Raw genomic sequence first — 20674 nt, forward strand, 5'->3', positions numbered from 1 at the left:
ATGATTACATCATCATATTCAGATACAGCCGGACAAGCGCCGGAACACATCGCCATTCAGACAGAAACAGAACAGATCAACTATCAAACCTGGAACAGGCTAGTAAACCAAACCGCAAACTGGCTTGGCAGCCTTTCAGGTAAGCCGAAAAACATTGCAATATTACTGCCGAATGAAATCCCTTTTTTACAACTATTCGCAGGCGCGGCGCATGCCGGCTGCACGGCGGTTCCGTTAGATCCCCGCTCGACAGCGGCGGAATTCGCGGATCAGCTGCACATCAGCAAAACCGATCTCGTCATCTGTGACCGCCGGCTGAGCGGCAGATTGAACGGCGTCAAAACACCCGTCATTCTGTGGGATGAATGCAGATCTTGTATCGAGGCGGAGAACACAGAAGGCGCCTTTATCAAAAACGCCGGCCTGCCCTTTTATACCGGGTTCACCTCGGGTTCGACCGGAAAGCCGAAAGCCTTCACCCGCTCCCACCGTTCGTGGCTGGAGAGCTTTTCTTGTACGAAACGTGAATTCGGCATTTCCCCTGATGACAAAGTGCTGGTACCGGGCACGCTGCGCTCATCTCACTTTTTATACGGCGCCGTCAGCACTTTGTTTATCGGCGGAACCGTCATCCTTCAAAGAAAATTCAACCCGGCCGGAATGAAAGACCGGCTGAGACAAGCTGATGTTCTGTATACCGTACCGACAATGACCGACGCCCTGCTCTCGGCAGAAGCGTTTCCGGATAAACCGCTCAAGGTAATTTCTTCCGGTGCAGACTGGCCCGCTTCGTCTAAACAAGCGCTGTCAGACCGCTATCCTCATTTGCGGTTATATGATTTTTACGGAACGTCCGAGCTGAGTTTCGTGGCTTTCTTATCGCCTGAAGACGGCGCAAAAAAGCCAAATGCGGCGGGCCGGCCGTTTGATAATGTTAAAATCGAAATCCGCCGGCCCGGCGGAGAACGCTGCATGCCGGGCGAAACGGGGAAGATTTTTGTGAACAGCCCGATGAAATTTTCGGGATACATCGGCGGCGCAAAGCCTGATGATTCCGGATGGATGACGGTTGACGACATGGGGTATGTCGACCGTGACGGCTATCTATATATCGAAGGACGTGAAAACGGGATGATCGTATCCGGCGGCCTGAACGTGTTTCCTGAAGAGATTGAACGTGTGCTCAACGGCTGTCCGGGCGTCAGAAAAGCAGCCGTAACCGGTGTGCCTGATGCCTATTGGGGCAGCATCGCCGTTGCGGTGATCGACGGACATGCGGATGTAAAAGAACTGAAGAAAAGGTGCCGCGAACAGCTGGCGGCATATAAAATCCCGAAAAAATGGCTGTTTTCAGAAATACCGGAAACAGCCGGCGGAAAGATCGCCCGTGCCGCCATACGAAAGCAGGCAAAGGACATGATGGAATGGAAGCGGTAATTACGGATGCGAAACGGACGATTTTTGCCCGGGAAAACGGCCTGTTAAAGGACTGTCTTCCTGAGGATTTAGCCGCTCCGCTGATCCGCCATTTGAGCCGGAACACACCCGAAGACATTGATGAAGTCCTGATCGGAAACGCGACGGGCCGCGGCGGAAACCTCGCCCGGCTGTCAGCCTTGGCGGCCGGACTTCCTTTGAGCGTGTCCGGGACGACCATCGACAGACAGTGCGGCTCCGGGCTTGATGCCGTGAGAATCGCGTGTCATCTTGTAAAAGCCGGCGCAGGGAGCACGTATATCGCGGGAGGAGCGGAGAGCAGCAGCCGCTCCCCTTTCTCATCGCGCGCGCGTTTTTCACCTGAACATATCGGCGATCCTGATATGGGCATAGCAGCCGAGTATACGGCACAGGCTTACGGGGTAACGAGAAAGATGCAGGACGAATATGCCCTTCTCAGCTATGAACGGAGCGTCAAAGCGCACGAAGACGGCCTGTACCGCCGGGAGATCCTCCCCTTTCGCGGATTCGATGCTGACGAAAACATGCAAAAAAAGCGGAACATGGAGCCTCTCATCGCCCGCGCCAAACCCGTCTTTCAGCCCGGAGGCTCTGTCACCGCCGCCAACAGCTGCGGAATTTCTGACGGGGCGGCGGCAGTCTGTGTGATGGAAGAACAAAAAGCGCGGTCTCTCGGTTTAAAGCCGGGATTGCGTTTTATCGGAAGCGCAGTAAGCGGCGTCCATCCGCATTATCCTTCAGCAGCTCCGGTGTATGCCGTCCAAAAACTGCTGAAGGAGCTGGACCTGTCACCCGATGACATTGATATATACGAAATAAACGAGGCGTTTGCCGTCAAAATATGCGTCTTTTCACAGCAGCTTCAAGTGCCGTATTCTAAAATAAATGTCCGGGGCGGCGCTCTGGCCGTCGGACATCCGTACGGGGCTTCCGGAGCGGCGCTTGTCACCCGGCTTTTTTATGAAGCAAAAAGGCGGCCGGATGCCCGATTTGCAGCAGCAGCGATCGGCAGCGGAGGCGGAGTCGGACTGGCGCTTCTCTTTGAAGTGTTAACGTAACGGCAGTATAATAGATGATATCGATAAAAAATGATCGGAGTGGAGACTTTATGACTGCCGTTTGTTTAGTAAGACATGGAGAGACTGATTGGAACGCCCAAAAGAAGCTTCAAGGCAAATCGGATATTCCGTTAAATGCGACGGGAGAGCGTCAGGCGAAAGAAACAGGAGAATACTTAAAAGGTTTCAAATGGGATGTCATCGTCTCAAGCCCGATGAAACGGGCCAGAAAAACGGCTGACATTATTAACGGGTTTTTGAATCTTCCCATTGTCGTCATGGAAGATTTCAGAGAACGGAGCTATGGGGATGCGGAAGGAATGTCTTTACCCGAACGGTCGAAGCGCTATCCGGATAAAAACTATCCGAACATGGAGACCGCAGAGGAGCTGACAGACAGAATGCTGGCCGGTTTAGTGAAAGTTCAGGAGCGCTTCCCTGATCAAAAAGTACTGATCGTCGCTCACGGCGCAGCCATTCACGCCCTCTTGTCCGCCATTTCTGACGGTGACACCGACATACAAAACGCAAAGCTTGTCAATGCTTGTCTCAGCAATATCGAACGGATTGAAGATCAGTGGCGCGTCAAGGATTACAATGTAAGCAGCCACCTTTCAGAATCATAGCAAAAAGGCCCGCATTCAATGCCGGGCCTTTTTAGCGGGCATTTTTTCCTGCAGATCATGTAATATGGCGTCCGCACCGTCAATACTCCTGCGTTCCGTCCAAACCGCCCTGTCCGCGCGGTAAACATGTCCGTTTTTCACGGCTTTAAGCTGTTTCCAGATCGGATTCTTTTCGAATTCTTTCTCTCCGCCCAACAGCACGATGTAATCAGGATCGATATGCAAAAGCTTCCCGTGCGTCATTTTGATAGGCTCAGATTTTCCGCCGGAAGCTGTCTGGACCGCATAGGTAAACCCTGCGAGCGTTAAAAGCCGGGACGTAAAAAACTGATCATCCTTTACGAAAAAGCTGCCGTTTACAGCGTTCATTATTAAAATCGAGGCGCCTTCTGCATCCAGTTTTCTTTTGATGTCATTCAGCTTTTCTTCTTGAGCCGACAACTGTTTCTCTATGATGCCCTCTTTACCGGCCGCCTTTTCAATGGTAAGGGCGGCGTCAACCGCATCCTGATAATCCGCATCTTCATTTTTTAAAGCGATTGTCGGAGCGATCTCCGTCAGCTTATCGTATATCCCTCCGTGCAGGTCTGAGTCCGCAATGATGAGATCGGGTTTCAGCGAAGCGATCTTTTTCAGGTCGGGATGTGACCGGGTGCCGGCGTTTCCCGCTGACCGGTTATCGGCCGCAGCCACAGGCTTTATGCCGAGATCATGAAGGGTATCATTAAAACCCGGATTCAGCACGGCGACGCGCTGCGGATGCGCTGGCACATGTGAGGTCCCCAGATCATGTCTGATGGCAGTCTCATGCTCCGGCCCTGAACATGCCGATATGAAGAGGACGGCCAAGATCGGCATCAGCATACTGAATCGTTTCATCTGTTCCCCTCTTTCGTTTTTCCGCAATTATATCATGAGCAAGATAAGCATCAATGATATTCATAATCATTATTTTTATAAAATGGTTTCATGGCTATTCTCCACCAAGGAAGTCAAAGGCTGATTCATGCTGAAGCTTTTTCTCATTCCGCTTTCACCTCCATCAGTCTTCTGCATTCAACAAAAAGTGACATTTATCCTGTTTTTGGTACAGCATCCAAAAATGGAAGCAAAACATTCGACCCAGTAAACAAGCAAGTCATGGCGCTTGTGTACATTTACTCATGTCCTTCCATCGGTTTTTTCCATTAAAATTTAAATATTTCGGGTTCCTACTAAATGAAAGAGAGTTGATATACCTAAATAGAAATAAAACGGGATGAAAAAAATTGGGCCTACTAAAATATTATTCCATACTATACAATTAATCCACAGAATAGTCAGTCTATTGGTTATTCTGCAAATGAAAAAAAGGAGAGGATAAAGAGTGAGAGGCAAAAAGGTATGGATCAGTTTGCTGTTTGCTTTAGCGTTAATCTTTACGATGGCGTTCGGCAGCACGTCTTCTGCCCAGGCGGCAGGAAAATCAAACGGGGAAAAGAAATATATTGTCGGGTTCAAACAGACAATGAGCACGATGAGCGCCGCTAAGAAGAAAGATGTCATTTCTGAAAAAGGCGGAAAAGTACAGAAGCAATTCAAATATGTAGACGCAGCTTCAGCTACATTAAATGAAAAAGCTGTAAAAGAGCTGAAAAAAGACCCTAGCGTCGCTTACGTTGAAGAAGATCACGTTGCAAAAGCGTACGCGCAATCCGTGCCTTACGGCGTATCTCAAATCAAAGCCCCTGCTCTGCACTCTCAAGGCTTCACCGGATCAAATGTTAAAGTAGCGGTTATCGACAGCGGTATCGATTCTTCTCATCCTGATTTAAAGGTGGCAGGCGGAGCCAGCATGGTTCCTTCTGAAACAAATCCTTTCCAAGACAACAACTCTCACGGAACTCACGTTGCCGGCACAGTTGCGGCTCTTAATAACTCAATCGGTGTATTAGGCGTTGCGCCAAGCGCATCCCTTTACGCGGTAAAGGTTCTCGGCGCTGACGGTTCCGGTCAGTACAGCTGGATCATTAACGGAATTGAGTGGGCGATCGCAAACAAAATGGACGTTATTAATATGAGCCTCGGCGGACCTTCTGGTTCTGCAGCGTTAAAAGCGGCAGTTGACAAAGCCGTTGCTTCCGGCGTCGTAGTCGTTGCGGCAGCCGGTAACGAAGGCACTTCCGGCGGCTCAAGCACAGTGGGCTACCCTGGTAAATACCCTTCTGTCATTGCGGTTGGCGCTGTTGACAGCAGCAACCAAAGAGCATCTTTCTCAAGCGTAGGTTCTGAGCTTGATGTCATGGCACCTGGCGTATCGATCCAAAGCACGCTTCCCGGAAACAAATACGGCGCGTACAACGGTACGTCAATGGCATCTCCGCACGTTGCCGGAGCGGCTGCTTTAATTCTTTCTAAGCATCCGAACTGGACAACCACTCAAGTCCGCAGCAGTTTAGAAAACACCGCTACAAAACTTGGTGATGCTTTCTACTACGGAAAAGGGCTGATCAACGTACAGGCGGCAGCTCAGTAAAACATAAAAAACCGGCGTCGGCCTTGGCCCCGCCGGTTTTTTATTATTTTTCTTCCTCCGCATGTTCTATCCGCTCCATAATCGACGGATGGCTTCCTTTGAAAATCTTGACGAGAAACGGAGGATTGACCCGGCTCAGTCCCGTAACGGCCAAATCCTGAAACGTCTCAATCGCCGCTTCCCGGTTTCCGGTCAGCTCGATGCCGTAACGGTCGGCGGCGTTTTCCTGATACCGGGAGACGGCATTCGTAATCGGATCAGAAGCAAAACTGAGCACGGATATGAGCAGCAATAACAGCGGGAGAGCGGCCAGATCTTTAGGCCCCTCTATATGGAGCATCCGGCTGAAGGATTTCGCCAGCCGCCTGTAAAGCTTGTCAATGATATAGAACCCGGCCAATGACAGCAGCAGATACCCGGCAAGTCCGATGTACACGTGCTTCATCACATAGTGCCCCATCTCATGCCCCATTATGAACAAAATTTCCGGATCCTTCAGTTTGTTAAGAGTCGTATCCCACAAAACGATGCGCTTATTCGAACCGATGCCCGTCACATACGCATTCAGCGCGTTCGTTTTCTCCGACATATTTACTTCATAAACATGGCTGGCGGGAATATCGGCCTTGTCGGCAAGCGACAAAATTTTGCTTTCCAGCTCCTTGTCTTTCAGCGGATAAAAATCATTGTATAAAGGATCAATGACGACCGGCTGCAGGAAAAACAAAAACAGGGTAAACGGCACGGTCAGACACCATGCGTAAAACCACCATTTTTTTGTATGCTTTGTGATCAGCCAGTAAAACACAAGCACACACGCGGCAAACAGCGGAAAACTGATCCAGAAATCAATGACATGGTCTCTGATCCAGCTTGTTGCGGTCTGGGTCGAAATATGATACGCAAGCGAAACCCGATAGCCGATCCACTCAAGCGGAAGCGAAGCCGCCGTAACGATGAGTGAAATGACAAATACGAAGCTTACGATTTGCAGCACCCGAAAGCGCACCGCTGCTTCCAGCCATTGCTTTATTTTTTTGGCAAGCCCAGTAATGAGCAGCAGAAAAAATAAAAACCAATCTAACGGCGCCCCGATAAAAAACAGAAAATCTTTTACATTTGAATAGTTTTCAGCGGCTGCCAGGCGGCCCGGGTCCATAAACGAGGCCGGATCAGCTTTCGTTCCCTTTACGGCCTCCGGGACCGCGGAGTCTCCTGTCATAAAGAAATACCAATAGAAAAAAAGGCCGTACAGCACATAGGCAAGTCCCGCTGCCGCAATCCATTTGCGCATGGAAGTCACCCTCCTTACCCTTATGACTTACTCCTATTGTAAGCATAAATGCAAATAAATAGAACCAAGCCTCCGAAACGGATGTTAATCTTTTCACAACAGAAAAGAATGGAACAACAGGAAGCGGGAAAGACTAAAAGACGGAGTGATGAATATGAAAAAAATAATCGCATTTATTGTAGTAATCGCCCTTTTGGTTATTGCTTTCTTCTATGTATACAGCCGGACCGGCGATGTGTTTCCATCAAGCAACGCAGATCTGATTATTCTGTCTGAGCACGGAAAAAAAGAAATCAAAATTAAAGACAGGCAGAATGTAAAAGATATGCTCGATATCTTGAACCAAGGAAAACAAGTCAAACTGACCAAAAGCGTGTCTCCCGATTACAACGGAACGGTCAAATACCATGAAGACCGTTTTGATTCATTCAGCATGTGGCTCGAACGCGGCAATTATATGACGTACAAGCATAAAAACACGTATTACAAACTGACCCGGCATGATACGTTGCTTGTGCAAAGCATCATTAAGGAAGAATCGCAGAGCTGACCGGATCAGTTCATGTAAAAGCGAAGCCCTCAGGCTTCGCTTTTCGTCTGTCATTTCGGAAGCATGTCCCGGACCGCCCGTCTCAGCAGCTTCCCGGTCGCGTTCTTCGGAATCTCATCAAGAAAAACCACTTCCGCCGGGCGCTTATATTTTGCTAAATGCTGTTCACAGTAATCAACAACGGCCTGCTCTGTCAGCTCACCATCGGCAGGCACTATATAAGCATGCACCGCTTCCCCCGTTTTGGCGTCAGGAACGCCGATAACCACGGCTTCTTTAATGCCCTCATGGCTGTAGAGCACTTCTTCTACTTCACGCGGATAGACGTTGTATCCGCCGACGAGAATCATATCTTTTTTTCTGTCGACGATATAAAAATAACCGTCTTCATCGCGCTTCGCCAAATCACCAGTGTATAGCCAGCCGTCCTTCAGCGCATGTTCCGTCTCCTCCGGCATCTTGTAATAGCCTTTCATCACATTCGGCCCTTTCACAATCAATTCCCCCACTTGATGGGCGGGCAGTTCTCGACCGAGCGTATCAACGACTTTATTTTCGACATGCAAAATATTCGTCCCGATTGAGCCGGGCTTTCTCCCCCGGTCAAACGGATTGAAACAAGTAACCGGAGACGCTTCAGAAAGTCCGTATCCTTCCAAAATGGTGACATTAAAGGTTTGTTCAAACGTCTGCAGCAGAGCGACCGGCATCGAAGCGCCGCCTGAAATGCAGAGCCTGATAGACGCAAAATCCTCCGCCTTGCCGTGCTCATATTGATACAGGTAGTTATACATCGTCGGAACGCCTGCAAAAATAGTTGCCTGCCGGCGTTTAATCAGTTTAAACACAGAGGCCGGGCTGAATTGCGGCTCGATTAATACACACGCTCCGCTCATCAGAGGCGCATTCATACAAACAGTTAAACAAAAAACGTGAAACATCGGCAATGCGGCTACAATTTTATCTTTCTCATTCATTCCTAAGTATCCGGCGACATCATTCGCGTTGGAAAAAAGATTCTGATGGGTGAGCATGGCGCCTTTCGGTTTTCCCGTCGTCCCTGAGGTATATAAAATGACGGCAGTATCATCTTGGGACAATGTCGGATAGGTTCTGGTGCGCTCCGCCGGACGGAGCATTTTTGTAAACGTTGTCATTTTCAAGCGCAATTGAGGGTCTTCTGTCGATGGAGCGTTCTCCGCGGTCTGACTGATGATGATATGCTCCACTAGCGGCAGTGAGCCGTGCAGGCTTTCAAATACGGGAATTAAAAGGTCGATGCCGGCGATCGCTTTGACATCGCCGTTTTTCAGCATATATGCGATCTCTGAAGGTGTGTATGCCGGATTAACAGGTATAACGACAACTCCCGCTTTTAACGCACCGAAAAACGCAATGACAAAATCAGGCGTATTTCCGAGCAGCAAAGCGAGATGATCCCCTTTTTTCAGTCCCCTGTCTTCCAATCCGTTTGCAAATGCTTCGATTTTACCTGCCAGCTCCTCATACGTCATGTACTGATCTTGAAACAGACAAGCTGGTTTTTCCGGTTTCTGTGATGCCGTTTCTTCCAATTTGGAAACCAGATTCATTTTCCCACCCCTTTAAAAATGTAATGAATGAATAGTCATTCATTTCTCCGGAATAAACGTTCACTTTCATTATAGAAAAATATAGAAAAACACTCAAGGGCTAAAAGCCCCGAGTGCCGTAAAACCGGAAACTATAATTGTTTCAGCGCTTCTCTGATGGGCGTGCTGCCCGCCGTCAGATCGAACGCCTTTTCATACGTATTCGGTTCATTAAGGGATGCGATAACGGTCTTGGCGACATCGTCTCTTGAAATGGAGCCTCTTTCTAAATCGGCGGCGGCATTGATATTGCCCGTACCGGGATCATTTAATAACCCGCCGGGACGGATAATCGTATACGTCAAACCGCTCGCTTCAAGAATTTTGTCCGCATAATGCTTTGCGGCATAATACGGCTTCAGCGATTCATTCCAGTTGGCCCGGTTATGAGCCTGAAGAGCGCTCACCATAATAAACCGCTTAATGCCGGCTTTCTTTGCCGCTTCTATCGCTTTTGCCGCTCCGTCAAGATCAATCAAAAGCGTCTTATCATATCCGGTGCTTCCGCCTGATCCGGCGGTAAAAACCATCGCGTCACAGCCCTCGGCGGCTTTCGCGATGTCTTCCGCACTTCCTTCGAGATCCGCAAGAACGGCTTCTGTTCCCGCAGCTTGAAGCGCTTCTTTCTGCTCTTCTTTCCGGACCATCGCCCGAAGCGTATGGGTGCCGTCTTGTTGAAACAGCCCGGTCAGCCGCTGTCCGATCTGTCCGTTTGCTCCGATGAGAAATACTTTCATCATGATCCCTCCCTATCTATTATGGTTCTATCATTTCATAAAAACGGGCGCTGATTCAAATCATGCGGTTTGGCAAGTGTTCTAATAAATCAGTTCGAGGAAGTCTTCCAGCTCTATGTTGCCGAAATACTGTTTCAGCTCAATTCCGGCCAGCGCCTCCCTGATCGCGGTTCTGTCATACTGTTTTCCGATCAGCGCCTGTTCGACTTCACTCACATCTTTCGCACCGAAAAAATCACCGAAAATTTTGCAGTCTTGAATGATTCCTTTTTTCACTTCAAGGCGGAGATCAATTGATCCGACCGGATAACGTTTGGAATGCTGAAGATTAAATGCCGGCGACCGGCCGAAATTCCAGTCCCAGTTTTGATAACGCTCTTCAGAAATCTTCCGGATCGCTTTCCAGTCTTCATCCGTCAGCTTATATTCCGGCACTTTGGAAAGATCATTTGTATTAAAAATATGGTGAAGCAGGTGCTTTTTGAATTCATCGGCCGTCATTTTGTCATCAAGGAACTCGCTGATGTTGGCGACACGGCTTCTGATTGATTTAATGCCCTTTGATTCGATTTTGTCTTTTTTCACTTTCAGTGCTGACACAACATGGTCAATGGCCGAATCCAGCATTAATGTTCCGTGGCTGAAAATCCGCCCTTTCGTCGAGAATTGAGCGTTGCCGGAAATTTTTCTGCCATCTGCGACAATGTCGTTGCGGCCGCTTAATTCAGCTTCCACACCGAGCTGGCGCAGCGCCTGAATGACGGGTTCGGTGAATTTTTTAAAATTGTGAAAGCTGTCTCCGTCATCCTTTGTGATAAAACTGAAATTCAGATTTCCGAGATCGTGATAAACCGCGCCGCCTCCTGACAGTCTGCGGACGACGATGATTCCGTTATCTTCTACGTATTTCGTATTGATTTCTTCTATTGTATTTTGATTCTTCCCGATAATAATCGACGGCTGATTAACATAAAAAAGCAGGTATGTCTGTTCAGGGTCGAGATGCTTCACGCAATATTCTTCGATCGCGAGGTTGATCCTCGGATCGGTTATGTTTTGGTTATCAATAAATAACATGGTGCTCCTCCTCTATTTCTCCCACTTCAATCCGGAGGCCGCGATTTTTACTTCGCCCCCGAATACGGTTTCCGCTTCTTCTTTCAGCTTGCGGTGCTCGCCGAAATGAGGCAGATGCGTGAGAATCAGCTCCCCCGCTCCCGCCTCCTTCGCGATACGTCCGGCTTCCAAGCTGTTCATATGACCGGCTGACGTGCCGTCCTGGTCTGCGTAAAAATTGCACTCACAGATCAGCAGATCGGCATTTTCCGCAAACGGAATAAACGAGTCCTGATAGCTTGAATCAGCCGTATACACAACGGAAGCGGAACCGTCAGTAATCCGCATCGCATAACAAGTGACAGGATGCACCGTTTTCAGAAAGGTAATCGTGAACGGCCCGGCAGAAAGCGGACGGTCCGGCTGATAGGCCATTCCCTTTGTATGCGTTTTGTATGTAAGACGCTCAAACTGTTCTATATCAGCATCATGCCCGTAAATCGGCAGCGCATCCGTTCCTTTTCCAAGAAATGAGCCGACTTGCTTGGCAAATTGAAGCGGCCCGATATCAGCGATGTGGTCATGGTGATAATGGGACAAAATCACGGCATCAAGCTCTTCTGCCGGTACATAGGCAAACAGCTTTGATAATACGGCGCTTCCGCAATCGACGAGCAAAGAATAACCGCCGGACTGAAACAGATAGCCTGAAGTTGCTTCATTTGCGGCCGGAAACCCGCCGCAGCATCCAATAACTGTAACTTTCATAGCATCCTCCGAATGTTTAAGATAAAAAGATCCTTTCCTTCAATATACCTATTTTTCGTATAAATTGCATGTTTTAAACATTGTGCCAAAACAGCCGTTGATTTTCGTTAACTGTTATAATACAATGTAGAGAAAACACAACGAAAGAGGGATGGGTATGTTGGAAAAGATGTCGGATTTTTTCAGAAATTTACCCGGTAAGAAATGTGAAGAATGCGGAAATGAGATTGTTGAGCAGTATGAGTGTCACATTAATCTGTGCAATGACTGCTTGAAAATTAAGGATATGTGACAATAGGGCGCCGCACAATTCTAAGTTGTGCGGCGCCCGTTTTTTTCGGCCCTCATCATACTTTCTGAATAGGGCGTTATTCACCATTATTAGCAATTATATGTACGTTTTAAAAGATTCAGTATTTTCAATCTATATTTTTTTATAGACGGATTGTTTTCTTTTCTATTATAATTTGTTCTAATAGCTATCTTTTTAGATACTTATTGCACTTTTTTCTTCGGGAGGTAATCTATGAAAAAATTACGTTTTGGATTAGCGACGCAAATTTTCGTCGGACTCATACTAGGGGTTGTAGTCGGTGTCATCTGGTATGGCAATCCTGCTGTTCCAACTTATTTACAGCCTATCGGCGATTTGTTTTTACGCTTAATCAAAATGATAGTGATTCCTATCGTCGTCTCCAGCTTAATCATCGGCGTTGCCGGCGCGGGAAGCGGAAAACAGGTCGGAAAATTAGGCTTCAAAACGATTTTGTATTTTGAGATCATTACCACTTTCGCCATCATTCTCGGACTGGCTTTGGCGAATCTTTTTCATCCGGGAACAGGCGTTAATATACATGAGGCTCAAAAAACAGATATCAGTCAATATGTTGAAACAGAAAAAGAACAAAATAATAAATCCATCGCGGACACATTCCTGCATATTGTACCGACAAACTTCTTCCAATCATTGGCCGAAGGAGATCTGCTTGCCATCATCTGCTTTACCGTGCTGTTTGCACTCGGCATCTCGGCAATCGGTGAAAAAGGAAAGCCCGTATTGGCCTTCTTTGAAGGTGTTTCTCATGCGATGTTCCACGTTGTGAACCTGGTCATGAAAGTTGCTCCGTTTGGTGTTTTTGCATTGATTGGTGTTACCGTTTCCAAATTTGGGCTCAGTTCCCTGCTTTCACTCGGTAAACTGGTCGGTTTAGTATATGTAGCTTTGGCTTTCTTTCTCATTGTTGTATTCGGAATCGTCGGAAAGCTTGCCGGGGTTAACATTTTCAAATTCCTCGCCTATATGAAGGATGAAATTTTATTGGCGTTCAGTACGTCAAGCTCCGAAACTGTACTCCCCCGCGTTATGGAAAAAATGGAGAAAATCGGATGTCCGAAAGGAATTGTTTCATTTGTTGTGCCGATCGGATATACCTTTAACTTAGACGGATCTGTGCTGTACCAATCTATCGCCGCATTATTCCTCGCTCAGGTATACCACGTTGACTTGTCCATTTGGCAGCAGATTACCCTTGTGCTTGTCTTGATGGTCACTTCCAAAGGAATGGCTGCCGTGCCCGGGACTTCTTTCGTCGTCCTGCTTGCGACACTAGGCACAATCGGCGTTCCTGCAGAAGGCCTTGCATTCATCGCCGGTGTTGACCGGATTATGGACATGGCCCGTACGGTCGTCAATCTGACCGGAAACGCGCTGGCATCCGTTGTGATGTCAAAATGGGAAGGCCAGTATGATCCCGCTAAAGGCGCGAAGGTCATGAGCCTCGCCAAAACAGAACAAAACACAACCATCTCAGGTTAAACGAAAACCCTGCACGGAACTTTTCCGCGCAGGGTTTTTTTATGCCATCGGCGATAGAACGTACCGGTACAAAAGCTTCGCCGTATTAAGAAGCGATAATTCGTGCGTGCGTTCAAAGGCGTGTGACGCGTCAATTCCCGGGCCGATCAGCCCGTGGACGATGTCATAGCCCGAACGGATGGCTGCTGAAGCATCAGAACCGTAATACGGATAGATATCAAGCTGATAATCAATGCCATAGCGCTCCGCAAGCCCGGCCAGATGTTTTCTGAGCTGATAATGGTACGGGCCGCTTGCATCCTTCACGCAAATAGAGACGGTATATTCATCCGTAGATTGGCCGTCGCCGATCGCTCCCATATCAACAGCCAAGTATTCGACGGTTTCAGGCGGAATGTTGGAATTGCCGCCGTAGCCGATTTCTTCATTATTAGAAATCAGAAAATGCGTCGTATACGGAAGTTCGATTTTCTCTTCTGTGATGCGGCGGATTAAGTTCAGGAGCAGGGCCACACTCGCTTTATCATCAAGATGCCGGGATTTTATAAAACCGCTCGGCGTCATTTGCACGCGCGGATCAAATGAGATGAAATCGCCGACTCTGATGCCGAGATCGGACGTCTCTTCCTTCGTCCGGACAGGCTCATCAAGGCGGACTTCCATATTCTCCTGATTCCGCTCTGCCTTGCCGGCGTCCTTGTAGACGTGCACTGAAGTCTGATGCATTAAAATGGTGCCTGTATAGGTTTTGCCGGAAGAAGTTTGGATTTCGCAATATTCCCCTTCAATCGAGTTGTATCGGAAGCCGCCGACCAAATCAATCTTCAGCCGGCCGTCCGCCTTTATCTCCTTTACCATCGCGCCGAGCGTATCGACATGCGCCGTCAGCAATCTGTGTTTCTTGTCATCACGGCCGGGAATCGTGACAAAAAGACCGCCTTTGCGGTTTCTGTAAGAGGAGACGCCCCAGTCTTTTAAAAGACTTTCTGTATAAGCGATAACCTCGTATGTATTGCCCGTCGGACTCGGAATCGACACCAGTTCTTTAATCAGTTCCATCGTATGTTTCATATCTGCCACAGGTCATTCCTCCTATCAATTTGATTCTTCTTAAAATATACTCTTTTGATCCACAACCCGTCCAATCTTTTCCTTCTCTTTTTTCATAAGATGAAGGGAGCATGGGGATAGGAGGGAAATGTATGATCAGCCGTAAACCGCACAAGCGGAAAAGGTTTCATAATGATTGGTTTGAGGATTGGTTTGAGGATGATTGGTCTGGTGCAGCCTTCTGGGGCTGTAAAAAAGAAGAAGATCACTGTAAAAAGAAAAAAGAAGACCCTTGTAAAAAGAAGAAAGAAAAAAAGAAGCATCATCATTCATGCCGCCACTGCTGCCGTCATTGGTAATATCACACAAGCCCGTTTTATAAATAGATGTCTCATGCTCCCCAAACAGCGGATGCTGCTTGGGTTTTTTTATTAATATTAGTACCAAGTAATAATATCTGGTGTTATAATCTGATTATAAAGGAGTGATTCATCATGTCAAAATCTAAAATTACAGCAATCGGTACATATGCTCCGGCACGCCGATTAACAAATGCGGATTTGGAGCGCATCGTCGATACATCTGATGAATGGATCGTCCAGCGTACCGGCATGAAGGAAAGACGTATTGCCGGCGAACATGAATTCACATCGGATTTATGTATAGAAGCGGTGAAAAACCTTGCGGAACGATACAGCGGGACCCTTGATGATGTCGATATGATCCTTGTCGCTACAACGACCGCGGACTATGCGTTTCCAAGCACTGCGGCACGCGTGCAGGCTCATTTCGGCTGGCCTCACACCGGCGCCCTTGATATTAACGCCACATGCGCCGGACTCACATACGGCCTTCAGCTCGCAGACGCATTAATCACCGCCGGTTCTCATCAAAAAGTGATCGTGATTGCCGGTGAAACATTATCAAAAGTAACGGATTATACTGACCGGACGACCTGTGTCCTTTTCGGAGACGCTGCAGGCGCCTTATTGGTGGAACGCGACGAATCAGCGCCGGGCTTTTTGGCAGCCGTGCAAGGAACGGCCGGGAGCGGGGCGGACGTGCTGTATCGGACGGGACTGAGCGCTGAATTAAACGGCGAACCGCTTAAAGGCGGAGGAAATATGGTCCAAAACGGGCGCGAAGTATATAAATGGGCGGCCAGAACCGTGCCTGAGGAATGCAACGCTCTTTTAGAAAAAGCCGGCTTTTCAAAAGACGATCTGGATTGGTTCGTTCCTCACAGCGCCAACATGCGGATGATCGAATCCATCTGTGAAAAACTTCCCTTCCCGCTTGAACGGACGCTGACAAGCGTTGAATATTACGGCAACACTTCATCGGTTTCTATTATTCTCGCTTTGGATGAAGCTGTGAAAGCGAAAAAACTGTCGGAAGGCCAGACACTGGTATTATTCGGGTTCGGCGGCGGATTGACTTATACCGGATTGCTGGTGAGATGGGGATTTTAATAGAACGATGATCGAAAACTGAAAAAAGAGGCCCCGAGCATCTGCCCAGGGCCTCTTTTTCTTATGCTGTGATTTCTTCTTCCGCTTTGTGTTCTTTTTTGCTTTGCACCGTAAAGTACACGATGGTCAGCACGATCATGACAACGGCAATGCCTAATAGAATCGATGCCTGCTGCCACATGTAGCCGTAATCGCCATTTGAAATGACGGCACGGAATCCGTTGATGCTGTACGTCATCGGCAGTGCCCCGTGGATCACTTGATAGAATCCAGGCAGAAGTTCAAGCGGGAAGGTTCCTCCGCTTGCCCCGAGCTGGAGCACCAGAATGATGACAGCGATAAAACGTCCCGGATTTCCCATCGTAGTCGCTAATAATTGAATCATGGACAAAAACGCGATGCTCGTAATCATCGTAAAGAGATAGAATCTCCAGGTGCTTTCCACATCAAGTCCGATTCCTTTTAACAGAACCGTTGCGACAATAACAGATTGAATCAGGCCGACGAGCAGAATAACGCTGAATTTGCTGAGGAACCATTCAAACCCGTTTCTCGGCCGGCCCGAAGCTTCTGTCAGAGGGAATACGACCGTCAGCATCAATCCGCCGACATATAAGCCCATAGACAGGATATAAGGCGTCAGTCCGGTACCGTAGTTAGGCACGGAATGAATCGCGTTATCGTCTGTTTTTACCGGATCGGCAATCATGCTGTACGTTTTGTTATCTGTCTTAATGTCTCCGGTTTGATCGGCCGCATCTTTCAGCTGGCTGGACAATTGTCCGGTGCCGTCTAAAAGCTTGCTTAAACCGGTGCCGAGTGACGCTTGGCCCTGCTCAATTTTGGACGAGCCGTCATGGATTTTGTTTTGTGCGTCAAGCAGTTTCGTTAAGCCGCCTGATACTTGGCCGCTCCCTGACACTAACGCTTCTGATCCTGATTTGAGCTGGCTGAACTTGCTGTTGTATTCGCCGATGCCGGCCGTCAGTTTGTTTTGGCTTTCAAAGACGGTCTGCGCTCCGCTGTATAATTTATCAGTTCCCGCTGTCAGCTGGTTAATCGCGTCTTGTACCGCCGCCGCGCCGTTATACAGTTTCGATGTGGACTGCGGCAGTGCTTTCAGCTGATCAGCCTTCGCTTTTACATCTTCCAGCGCGCTTTTTATCACTGACATATCCGGAAGCTGAACATCTCCGCCGGACGGAAGCTGGCTGACGATATTATCTAAATCCGGAAGGTCAGCCTTCGGAATCTTCTCATTCAGAAGCTGAACCAGTTTCGTTTTTTGCTCACCCGTTAAGAAATCACTGTCCTGAATCACCTTTTTGACCGCGTCATCCCGGGCGTCCAGGCTGTTTTTCAGATCGGAAAGCTTTTTCTTAAACTGCTGCAATTCCTTTTCAGTCTGCTCAAGCTCCCCAACCGCTTTTTCAATATCTGAGAGGTTGACTGAATTGATCGCATCTTCAAATGCCGCCGCTTTTTGCGATACTTCCTGCGCCTTGCTGTTTAACGCGCTTAATCCATTCGTTAAATCCGGAAGCTTTTGCTGGAGCTGCTTTTGTGCGTCAAGGCTCGTTTTCAGCCCGCTGGCCACTTGGCCTCCTCCTGAAGCAATCTGTCCTGATTTGTCTTGAATGTCGGCGCTTGCGCTCTGCAGTTTTGCGATAGAGCTGTTAAGCGTTTGAATTCCGCTTGTCACTTTCGCCGCTCCGTCGGTAAGCTGCTGCGTTTTATCGCTGATGGTTGCGGTGCTTTCAGTAAGCTTCGCTAAATTTTCCTTCAGCTTGGCGCTGCCGTCTTTCGCGTTTTTCGTGCCGTCGTCTATTTTCTTGGCGCCGCTGCTGGCTTTGCCGAGTCCTTTGGCAATATCTTTAAAGTTGTCAAAAATGACTTTTGCGTATTGCTCTGTCACTTCTTTCGACACGGAGGCTTTCAGTTTATCGATTGCCTTTTCGCCGATTGTCGCCCCGACATAGTTGGATCCGGCGTTCGTATGATATTTCAGATCCAGCTTTTTCGGATTTTTATCCATTACCGTGCTGGCGTTTTTCGAAAAACCTTCAGGAATCTCGACCACTAAATAATATTTAGCATTTAATAAGTCCTTTAACGATTGATCAAGATCGCTTGAAAAATGCCAATCAAAATTATCATTTTTCTTTAATTCTTTCACAAGATCGTCACCGATCTGAAGATGTTTCCCTTCGTAGTCCGCCCCTTTATCCTGGTTGACAACGACAACCGGCAGCTGATCCACCGTGCCGTACGGGTCCCAGTACGCCTTCAAAAACACTCCGCTGTAAATCAGCGGAACGAATAATATGGCAATGATGGGGATTAACAGTTTCTTGCTCGTTACAATGTCTTTCCACTGGCTTTTTATTGTATTCAACCCTGTTGCCTCCTTCCGCAAACTGACTCATTTGACAAAACGGTCACGGCACCTAAAAAGTGAAGGATCATCTATTTAGATAATCCTTGACCAACATACATTTCCAGCAATTCGGCGATCGTCTCTTTTTCAAGAGGCGGATGATTTTTTTCCCAGTCAAATATCAGCGCGATGTAAAGCTTAAGCATGACAAAAGCGGTCAGCTCCGGATCGCACGGTTTAATGCTCCCGTTTTCAATGGCATATTCTATCTTTTCTTTAATATATGACAGAATGGCCCGCTCCATTTTCGCAATGACATCCTGAACGGCTATTGTACCAATCTCGGCGTTCTCCTGAAAAATTTTAATAGTCAGCTGGTGTGTTTTTCTGAATTCCAAAATCGCGACAAGCGCCCGGTGGACATTTTCGTGAAATGAAAGCTCCGGTTTCATCGCTTCATCGGCGTGTTCCTTCATTTCTCTTAAAATAGTGGTGAAAATGTCATCAAACAGTTCTTCTTTGTTTTTGAAAAACGTATAGATGGTTCCCTTCCCCACATTTGCAAGCTTTGCCACCAGATCCATTGTCGTTGCTTTGTAGCCGAATTGTGTAAAAGACTTCGTTGCCGCTTCCAGAATGAGCTTTTTCCGATCGACGGACATGTTTCCCACCTCGTTAAATTGACCGTTTGAACGTTTTAGTCATTTTGTACATAAGATAACTTATCACAGTCGCAAAGAAGATTCAAATGTTTTTTCTTTTTATTGGTGTTCCCTTTACAGAACGGGAACATGCAAAAAAAACCTCCGTTTTAAGGTAACGGAGGCTGGTACGTTTCAAATAAATAAGCCAGTGAATCATATACGACCGCTTTTCCCTGGTCGATACAGTCTGGGATGCCCACCCCTTCAAAAGACGCGCCTGTCGCGTATACACCCGGATAGGAAGCTCTCAGCGCGTCTCTGAACTCTTTGATGCGCTCTTTATGGCCGACATGGTACTGCGGCATGCTTTCGTTCCAGCGGGTCACACAGGTCATTTCCGGCTCGCCCTTGATATTCATTACTTTTTTCAAATCTTCCATTACGATTTTAATGATCTCGTTATCTGAAAGATCTACGATGGATTCATCTCCGGCTTTTCCGACGTACGCCCTGAGCAGTGTTTTGCCCTCCGGCGCCGCATGCGGCCATTTTTTGTTCGTCCATGTGCAGGCCGTGATGGAGAAGTCGCTGTTTCTTGAGATAACGAATCCCGTACCTTCATGCTCCATCTTGACGGCTCCCTCAGGAAAACCTAAGGCGACGTTGGCGACGGACGTAGAATGCATGTCTTTGAGACATGAAACCGCCGGCAGATCAGAAAGCATTTTCGCCGCGGCTTTATGCGGCGCTGTTACAATGCATCCTTCCGCATGAAGCACTTTGCCGTTATCCAGCGTCACGGAATATCCTTTCTCCTCGCGGCCGATATGGGTGACTTTCGTACCTTTCATCACTTTTGTCAGCGTAAGCTGCTTTTCCAGCTCCTCCACCAACGTTTGAAGCCCTGTTGTCAGCGTTAAAAACTGCCCCTGCTTTTTGGCCGTCAGCTGCTGTCCTGAAGGCTGCGGACGCGATTTTTTCATGCCGAGAATCAGACTTCTGTGCTTTTGCTCAGTCTGATAGAATTGCGGAAATGTGGACATGAGGCTCAGCTTATCAATATCTCCGGCATAGATCCCTGACAAAAGCGGTTCTATTAAATTTTCAACAACTTCGTCACCGACGCGTCTGCGGAAAAATTCACCCAGAGACTGATCTTCCTTCGGTTTGCTCGCAGGCAGAACAAAATCAAGCGCCGCCCGCGCCTTTCCGGGAACAGAGAATAAGCCGGTGGAGATGAACGGTGCGATTTTTGTCGGGATGCCCATCACCGCGCCCTTCGGCATCGGGTGAAGCGTCTCGTTGACGAGCACGTAAGACTGGCCGGTCGCATTGTTGACGAGCAGATGCTCAAGCCCTAAATCTTTTACGAGCTGCGGAGCGCTTTTTTTCCTTTCGAGAAAAGAATCCGGCCCCCGCTCAATGATGTAGCCGTCTTTATGCGCCGTCTGAATTTTGCCGCCCGCTCTCGGGCCCGCTTCAATCAGGGTGACCTCAAGCGGCAGCTGTTTTTCTTTGATTTCTTTTTCCATGTAGAAGGCGGCGGCTAATCCCGTTATGCCGCCGCCGATGATGACCAGATGTTTTTTATCGCCACTCATTTTTATCGCCTTCTTTACCGT

The 20674-nt window shown here is 48.0% G+C and carries 19 protein-coding genes; 9 read left to right on the forward strand and 10 right to left on the reverse strand.

All coding sequences use genetic code 11. The features are described 5' to 3' along the window. Genes AUL54_RS05325 through AUL54_RS05335 form a run of 3 tightly spaced genes read left to right on the forward strand, consistent with a single transcriptional unit; the run spans position 1 to position 3142 of the window. A complete protein-coding gene (locus tag AUL54_RS05325; RefSeq protein ID WP_060963137.1) occupies positions 1–1437 on the forward strand; it encodes an acyl-CoA synthetase in 1437 nt (478 codons plus the stop codon). Next, positions 1425–2516, forward strand: coding sequence for an acetyl-CoA C-acyltransferase (locus AUL54_RS05330; RefSeq protein WP_060963138.1), 1092 nt, complete (start codon positions 1425–1427; stop codon positions 2514–2516). Before AUL54_RS05325 ends, AUL54_RS05330 begins: the two co-directional genes overlap by 13 nt. Before the next feature lie 50 nt (positions 2517–2566). Next, entirely contained in the window at positions 2567–3142 is a 576-nt protein-coding gene (locus AUL54_RS05335) for a histidine phosphatase family protein (protein ID WP_016938316.1), read from the forward strand. Positions 3143–3157: 15 nt separating this feature from the next. On the opposite strand, the gene AUL54_RS05340 is transcribed toward AUL54_RS05335, so the two are convergent. Continuing rightward, positions 3158–4021, reverse strand: coding sequence for an ABC transporter substrate-binding protein (locus AUL54_RS05340; RefSeq protein WP_060963139.1), 864 nt, complete (start codon positions 4019–4021; stop codon positions 3158–3160). 487 nt (positions 4022–4508) lie between these two features. Between AUL54_RS05340 and AUL54_RS05345 the strand changes: the two genes are divergently transcribed. Next, positions 4509–5657, forward strand: coding sequence for a S8 family peptidase (locus AUL54_RS05345; RefSeq protein WP_060963140.1), 1149 nt, complete (start codon positions 4509–4511; stop codon positions 5655–5657). A 43-nt stretch (positions 5658–5700) separates the two neighbouring features. Here AUL54_RS05345 and AUL54_RS05350 read toward each other — a convergent pair whose 3' ends face one another. Further along, positions 5701–6951, reverse strand: a complete 1251-nt coding sequence (locus AUL54_RS05350) for a M48 family metallopeptidase (protein WP_060963141.1) — start codon at positions 6949–6951, stop codon at positions 5701–5703. Between the two features lie 154 nt (positions 6952–7105). On the opposite strand from AUL54_RS05350, the gene AUL54_RS05355 reads away from it, so the two are divergent. Further along, positions 7106–7501 carry a YhfM domain-containing protein gene (locus AUL54_RS05355; protein ID WP_060963142.1) on the forward strand — a complete coding sequence of 132 codons (396 nt, stop codon included), beginning with the start codon at positions 7106–7108 and terminating at the stop codon, positions 7499–7501. 50 nt (positions 7502–7551) lie between these two features. On the opposite strand, the gene AUL54_RS05360 is transcribed toward AUL54_RS05355, so the two are convergent. The 4 genes from AUL54_RS05360 to AUL54_RS05375 all read right to left on the reverse strand — a co-directional run bounded on the left by AUL54_RS05360 (position 7552) and on the right by AUL54_RS05375 (position 11693). Beyond that, positions 7552–9093, reverse strand: a complete 1542-nt coding sequence (locus AUL54_RS05360) for a fatty acid--CoA ligase family protein (RefSeq protein ID WP_060963143.1) — start codon at positions 9091–9093, stop codon at positions 7552–7554. A 131-nt stretch (positions 9094–9224) separates the two neighbouring features. Next, positions 9225–9869: an SDR family oxidoreductase gene (locus AUL54_RS05365; RefSeq protein WP_060963144.1), complete on the reverse strand. Its 645-nt coding sequence runs from the start codon at positions 9867–9869 to the stop codon at positions 9225–9227. 81 nt (positions 9870–9950) lie between these two features. Then, positions 9951–10946 (reverse strand): lipoate--protein ligase, encoded by a 996-nt coding sequence (gene lplJ / locus AUL54_RS05370; protein WP_016938323.1) that lies wholly within the window; start codon positions 10944–10946, stop codon positions 9951–9953. A 12-nt stretch (positions 10947–10958) separates the two neighbouring features. Then, a complete protein-coding gene (locus tag AUL54_RS05375) occupies positions 10959–11693 on the reverse strand; it encodes an MBL fold metallo-hydrolase (RefSeq protein WP_060963145.1) in 735 nt (244 codons plus the stop codon). A gap of 169 nt (positions 11694–11862) precedes the next feature. On the opposite strand from AUL54_RS05375, the gene yhfH reads away from it, so the two are divergent. Together yhfH and AUL54_RS05380 are read left to right on the forward strand one after the other, a co-directional pair. Further along, positions 11863–11985 (forward strand): protein YhfH, encoded by a 123-nt coding sequence (gene yhfH / locus AUL54_RS20530; protein WP_370465857.1) that lies wholly within the window; start codon positions 11863–11865, stop codon positions 11983–11985. Positions 11986–12219: 234 nt separating this feature from the next. Beyond that, entirely contained in the window at positions 12220–13509 is a 1290-nt protein-coding gene (locus tag AUL54_RS05380) for a glutamate/proton symporter GltT (protein WP_060963146.1), read from the forward strand. A 39-nt stretch (positions 13510–13548) separates the two neighbouring features. Here the strand turns inward: AUL54_RS05380 and AUL54_RS05385 are convergent, their stop codons facing one another. Next, on the reverse strand, positions 13549–14580 hold the full coding sequence (locus tag AUL54_RS05385; RefSeq protein WP_060965057.1) for a M42 family metallopeptidase: 1032 nt from the start codon (positions 14578–14580) through the stop codon (positions 13549–13551). Positions 14581–14711: 131 nt separating this feature from the next. Here AUL54_RS05385 and AUL54_RS21875 point away from each other — a divergent pair, with 131 nt between their 5' ends. Beyond that, on the forward strand, positions 14712–14918 hold the full coding sequence (locus AUL54_RS21875) for a hypothetical protein (protein ID WP_060963147.1): 207 nt from the start codon (positions 14712–14714) through the stop codon (positions 14916–14918). 135 nt (positions 14919–15053) lie between these two features. Continuing rightward, positions 15054–16031 (forward strand): beta-ketoacyl-ACP synthase III FabHB, encoded by a 978-nt coding sequence (gene fabHB / locus AUL54_RS05395; RefSeq protein WP_060963148.1) that lies wholly within the window; start codon positions 15054–15056, stop codon positions 16029–16031. A gap of 61 nt (positions 16032–16092) precedes the next feature. Here fabHB and AUL54_RS05400 read toward each other — a convergent pair whose 3' ends face one another. The 3 genes from AUL54_RS05400 to hemY form a co-directional block, all read right to left on the reverse strand. After that, complete coding sequence (locus AUL54_RS05400) at positions 16093–18426, reverse strand: YhgE/Pip domain-containing protein (RefSeq protein WP_060963149.1); 2334 nt, start codon at positions 18424–18426, stop codon at positions 16093–16095. Positions 18427–18497: 71 nt separating this feature from the next. Further along, a complete protein-coding gene (locus tag AUL54_RS05405; RefSeq protein ID WP_016938331.1) occupies positions 18498–19070 on the reverse strand; it encodes a TetR/AcrR family transcriptional regulator in 573 nt (190 codons plus the stop codon). 149 nt (positions 19071–19219) lie between these two features. Continuing rightward, the gene (gene hemY, locus AUL54_RS05410; protein ID WP_060963150.1) at positions 19220–20653 is read right to left on the reverse strand and encodes a protoporphyrinogen oxidase; all 1434 of its coding nucleotides are present in this window, start codon (positions 20651–20653) and stop codon (positions 19220–19222) included. Between the last annotated feature and the right edge of the window lie 21 nt (positions 20654–20674).

The organism is Bacillus sp. SDLI1 (assembly GCF_001553895.1).
Classification (GTDB): Bacteria; Bacillota; Bacilli; order Bacillales; family Bacillaceae; genus Bacillus; species Bacillus siamensis.

What these genes read in the sequence shown, in the direction of transcription:
- AUL54_RS05325 (WP_060963137.1), top strand. Translation starts at nt 1, where the DNA reads ATGATTACATCATCATATTCAGATACAGCCGGACAAGCGCCGGAACAC.
- AUL54_RS05330 (WP_060963138.1), top strand. Translation starts at nt 1,425, where the DNA reads ATGGAAGCGGTAATTACGGATGCGAAACGGACGATTTTTGCCCGGGAA.
- AUL54_RS05335 (WP_016938316.1), top strand. Translation starts at nt 2,567, where the DNA reads ATGACTGCCGTTTGTTTAGTAAGACATGGAGAGACTGATTGGAACGCC.
- AUL54_RS05340 (WP_060963139.1), bottom strand. Translation starts at nt 4,021, where the DNA reads ATGAAACGATTCAGTATGCTGATGCCGATCTTGGCCGTCCTCTTCATA.
- AUL54_RS05350 (WP_060963141.1), bottom strand. Translation starts at nt 6,951, where the DNA reads ATGCGCAAATGGATTGCGGCAGCGGGACTTGCCTATGTGCTGTACGGC.
- AUL54_RS05355 (WP_060963142.1), top strand. Translation starts at nt 7,106, where the DNA reads ATGAAAAAAATAATCGCATTTATTGTAGTAATCGCCCTTTTGGTTATT.
- AUL54_RS05360 (WP_060963143.1), bottom strand. Translation starts at nt 9,093, where the DNA reads ATGAATCTGGTTTCCAAATTGGAAGAAACGGCATCACAGAAACCGGAA.
- AUL54_RS05365 (WP_060963144.1), bottom strand. Translation starts at nt 9,869, where the DNA reads ATGAAAGTATTTCTCATCGGAGCAAACGGACAGATCGGACAGCGGCTG.
- lplJ (WP_016938323.1), bottom strand. Translation starts at nt 10,946, where the DNA reads ATGTTATTTATTGATAACCAAAACATAACCGATCCGAGGATCAACCTC.
- AUL54_RS05375 (WP_060963145.1), bottom strand. Translation starts at nt 11,693, where the DNA reads ATGAAAGTTACAGTTATTGGATGCTGCGGCGGGTTTCCGGCCGCAAAT.
- yhfH (WP_370465857.1), top strand. Translation starts at nt 11,863, where the DNA reads ATGTCGGATTTTTTCAGAAATTTACCCGGTAAGAAATGTGAAGAATGC.
- AUL54_RS05380 (WP_060963146.1), top strand. Translation starts at nt 12,220, where the DNA reads ATGAAAAAATTACGTTTTGGATTAGCGACGCAAATTTTCGTCGGACTC.
- AUL54_RS05385 (WP_060965057.1), bottom strand. Translation starts at nt 14,580, where the DNA reads ATGAAACATACGATGGAACTGATTAAAGAACTGGTGTCGATTCCGAGT.
- AUL54_RS21875 (WP_060963147.1), top strand. Translation starts at nt 14,712, where the DNA reads ATGATCAGCCGTAAACCGCACAAGCGGAAAAGGTTTCATAATGATTGG.
- fabHB (WP_060963148.1), top strand. Translation starts at nt 15,054, where the DNA reads ATGTCAAAATCTAAAATTACAGCAATCGGTACATATGCTCCGGCACGC.
- AUL54_RS05405 (WP_016938331.1), bottom strand. Translation starts at nt 19,070, where the DNA reads ATGTCCGTCGATCGGAAAAAGCTCATTCTGGAAGCGGCAACGAAGTCT.
- hemY (WP_060963150.1), bottom strand. Translation starts at nt 20,653, where the DNA reads ATGAGTGGCGATAAAAAACATCTGGTCATCATCGGCGGCGGCATAACG.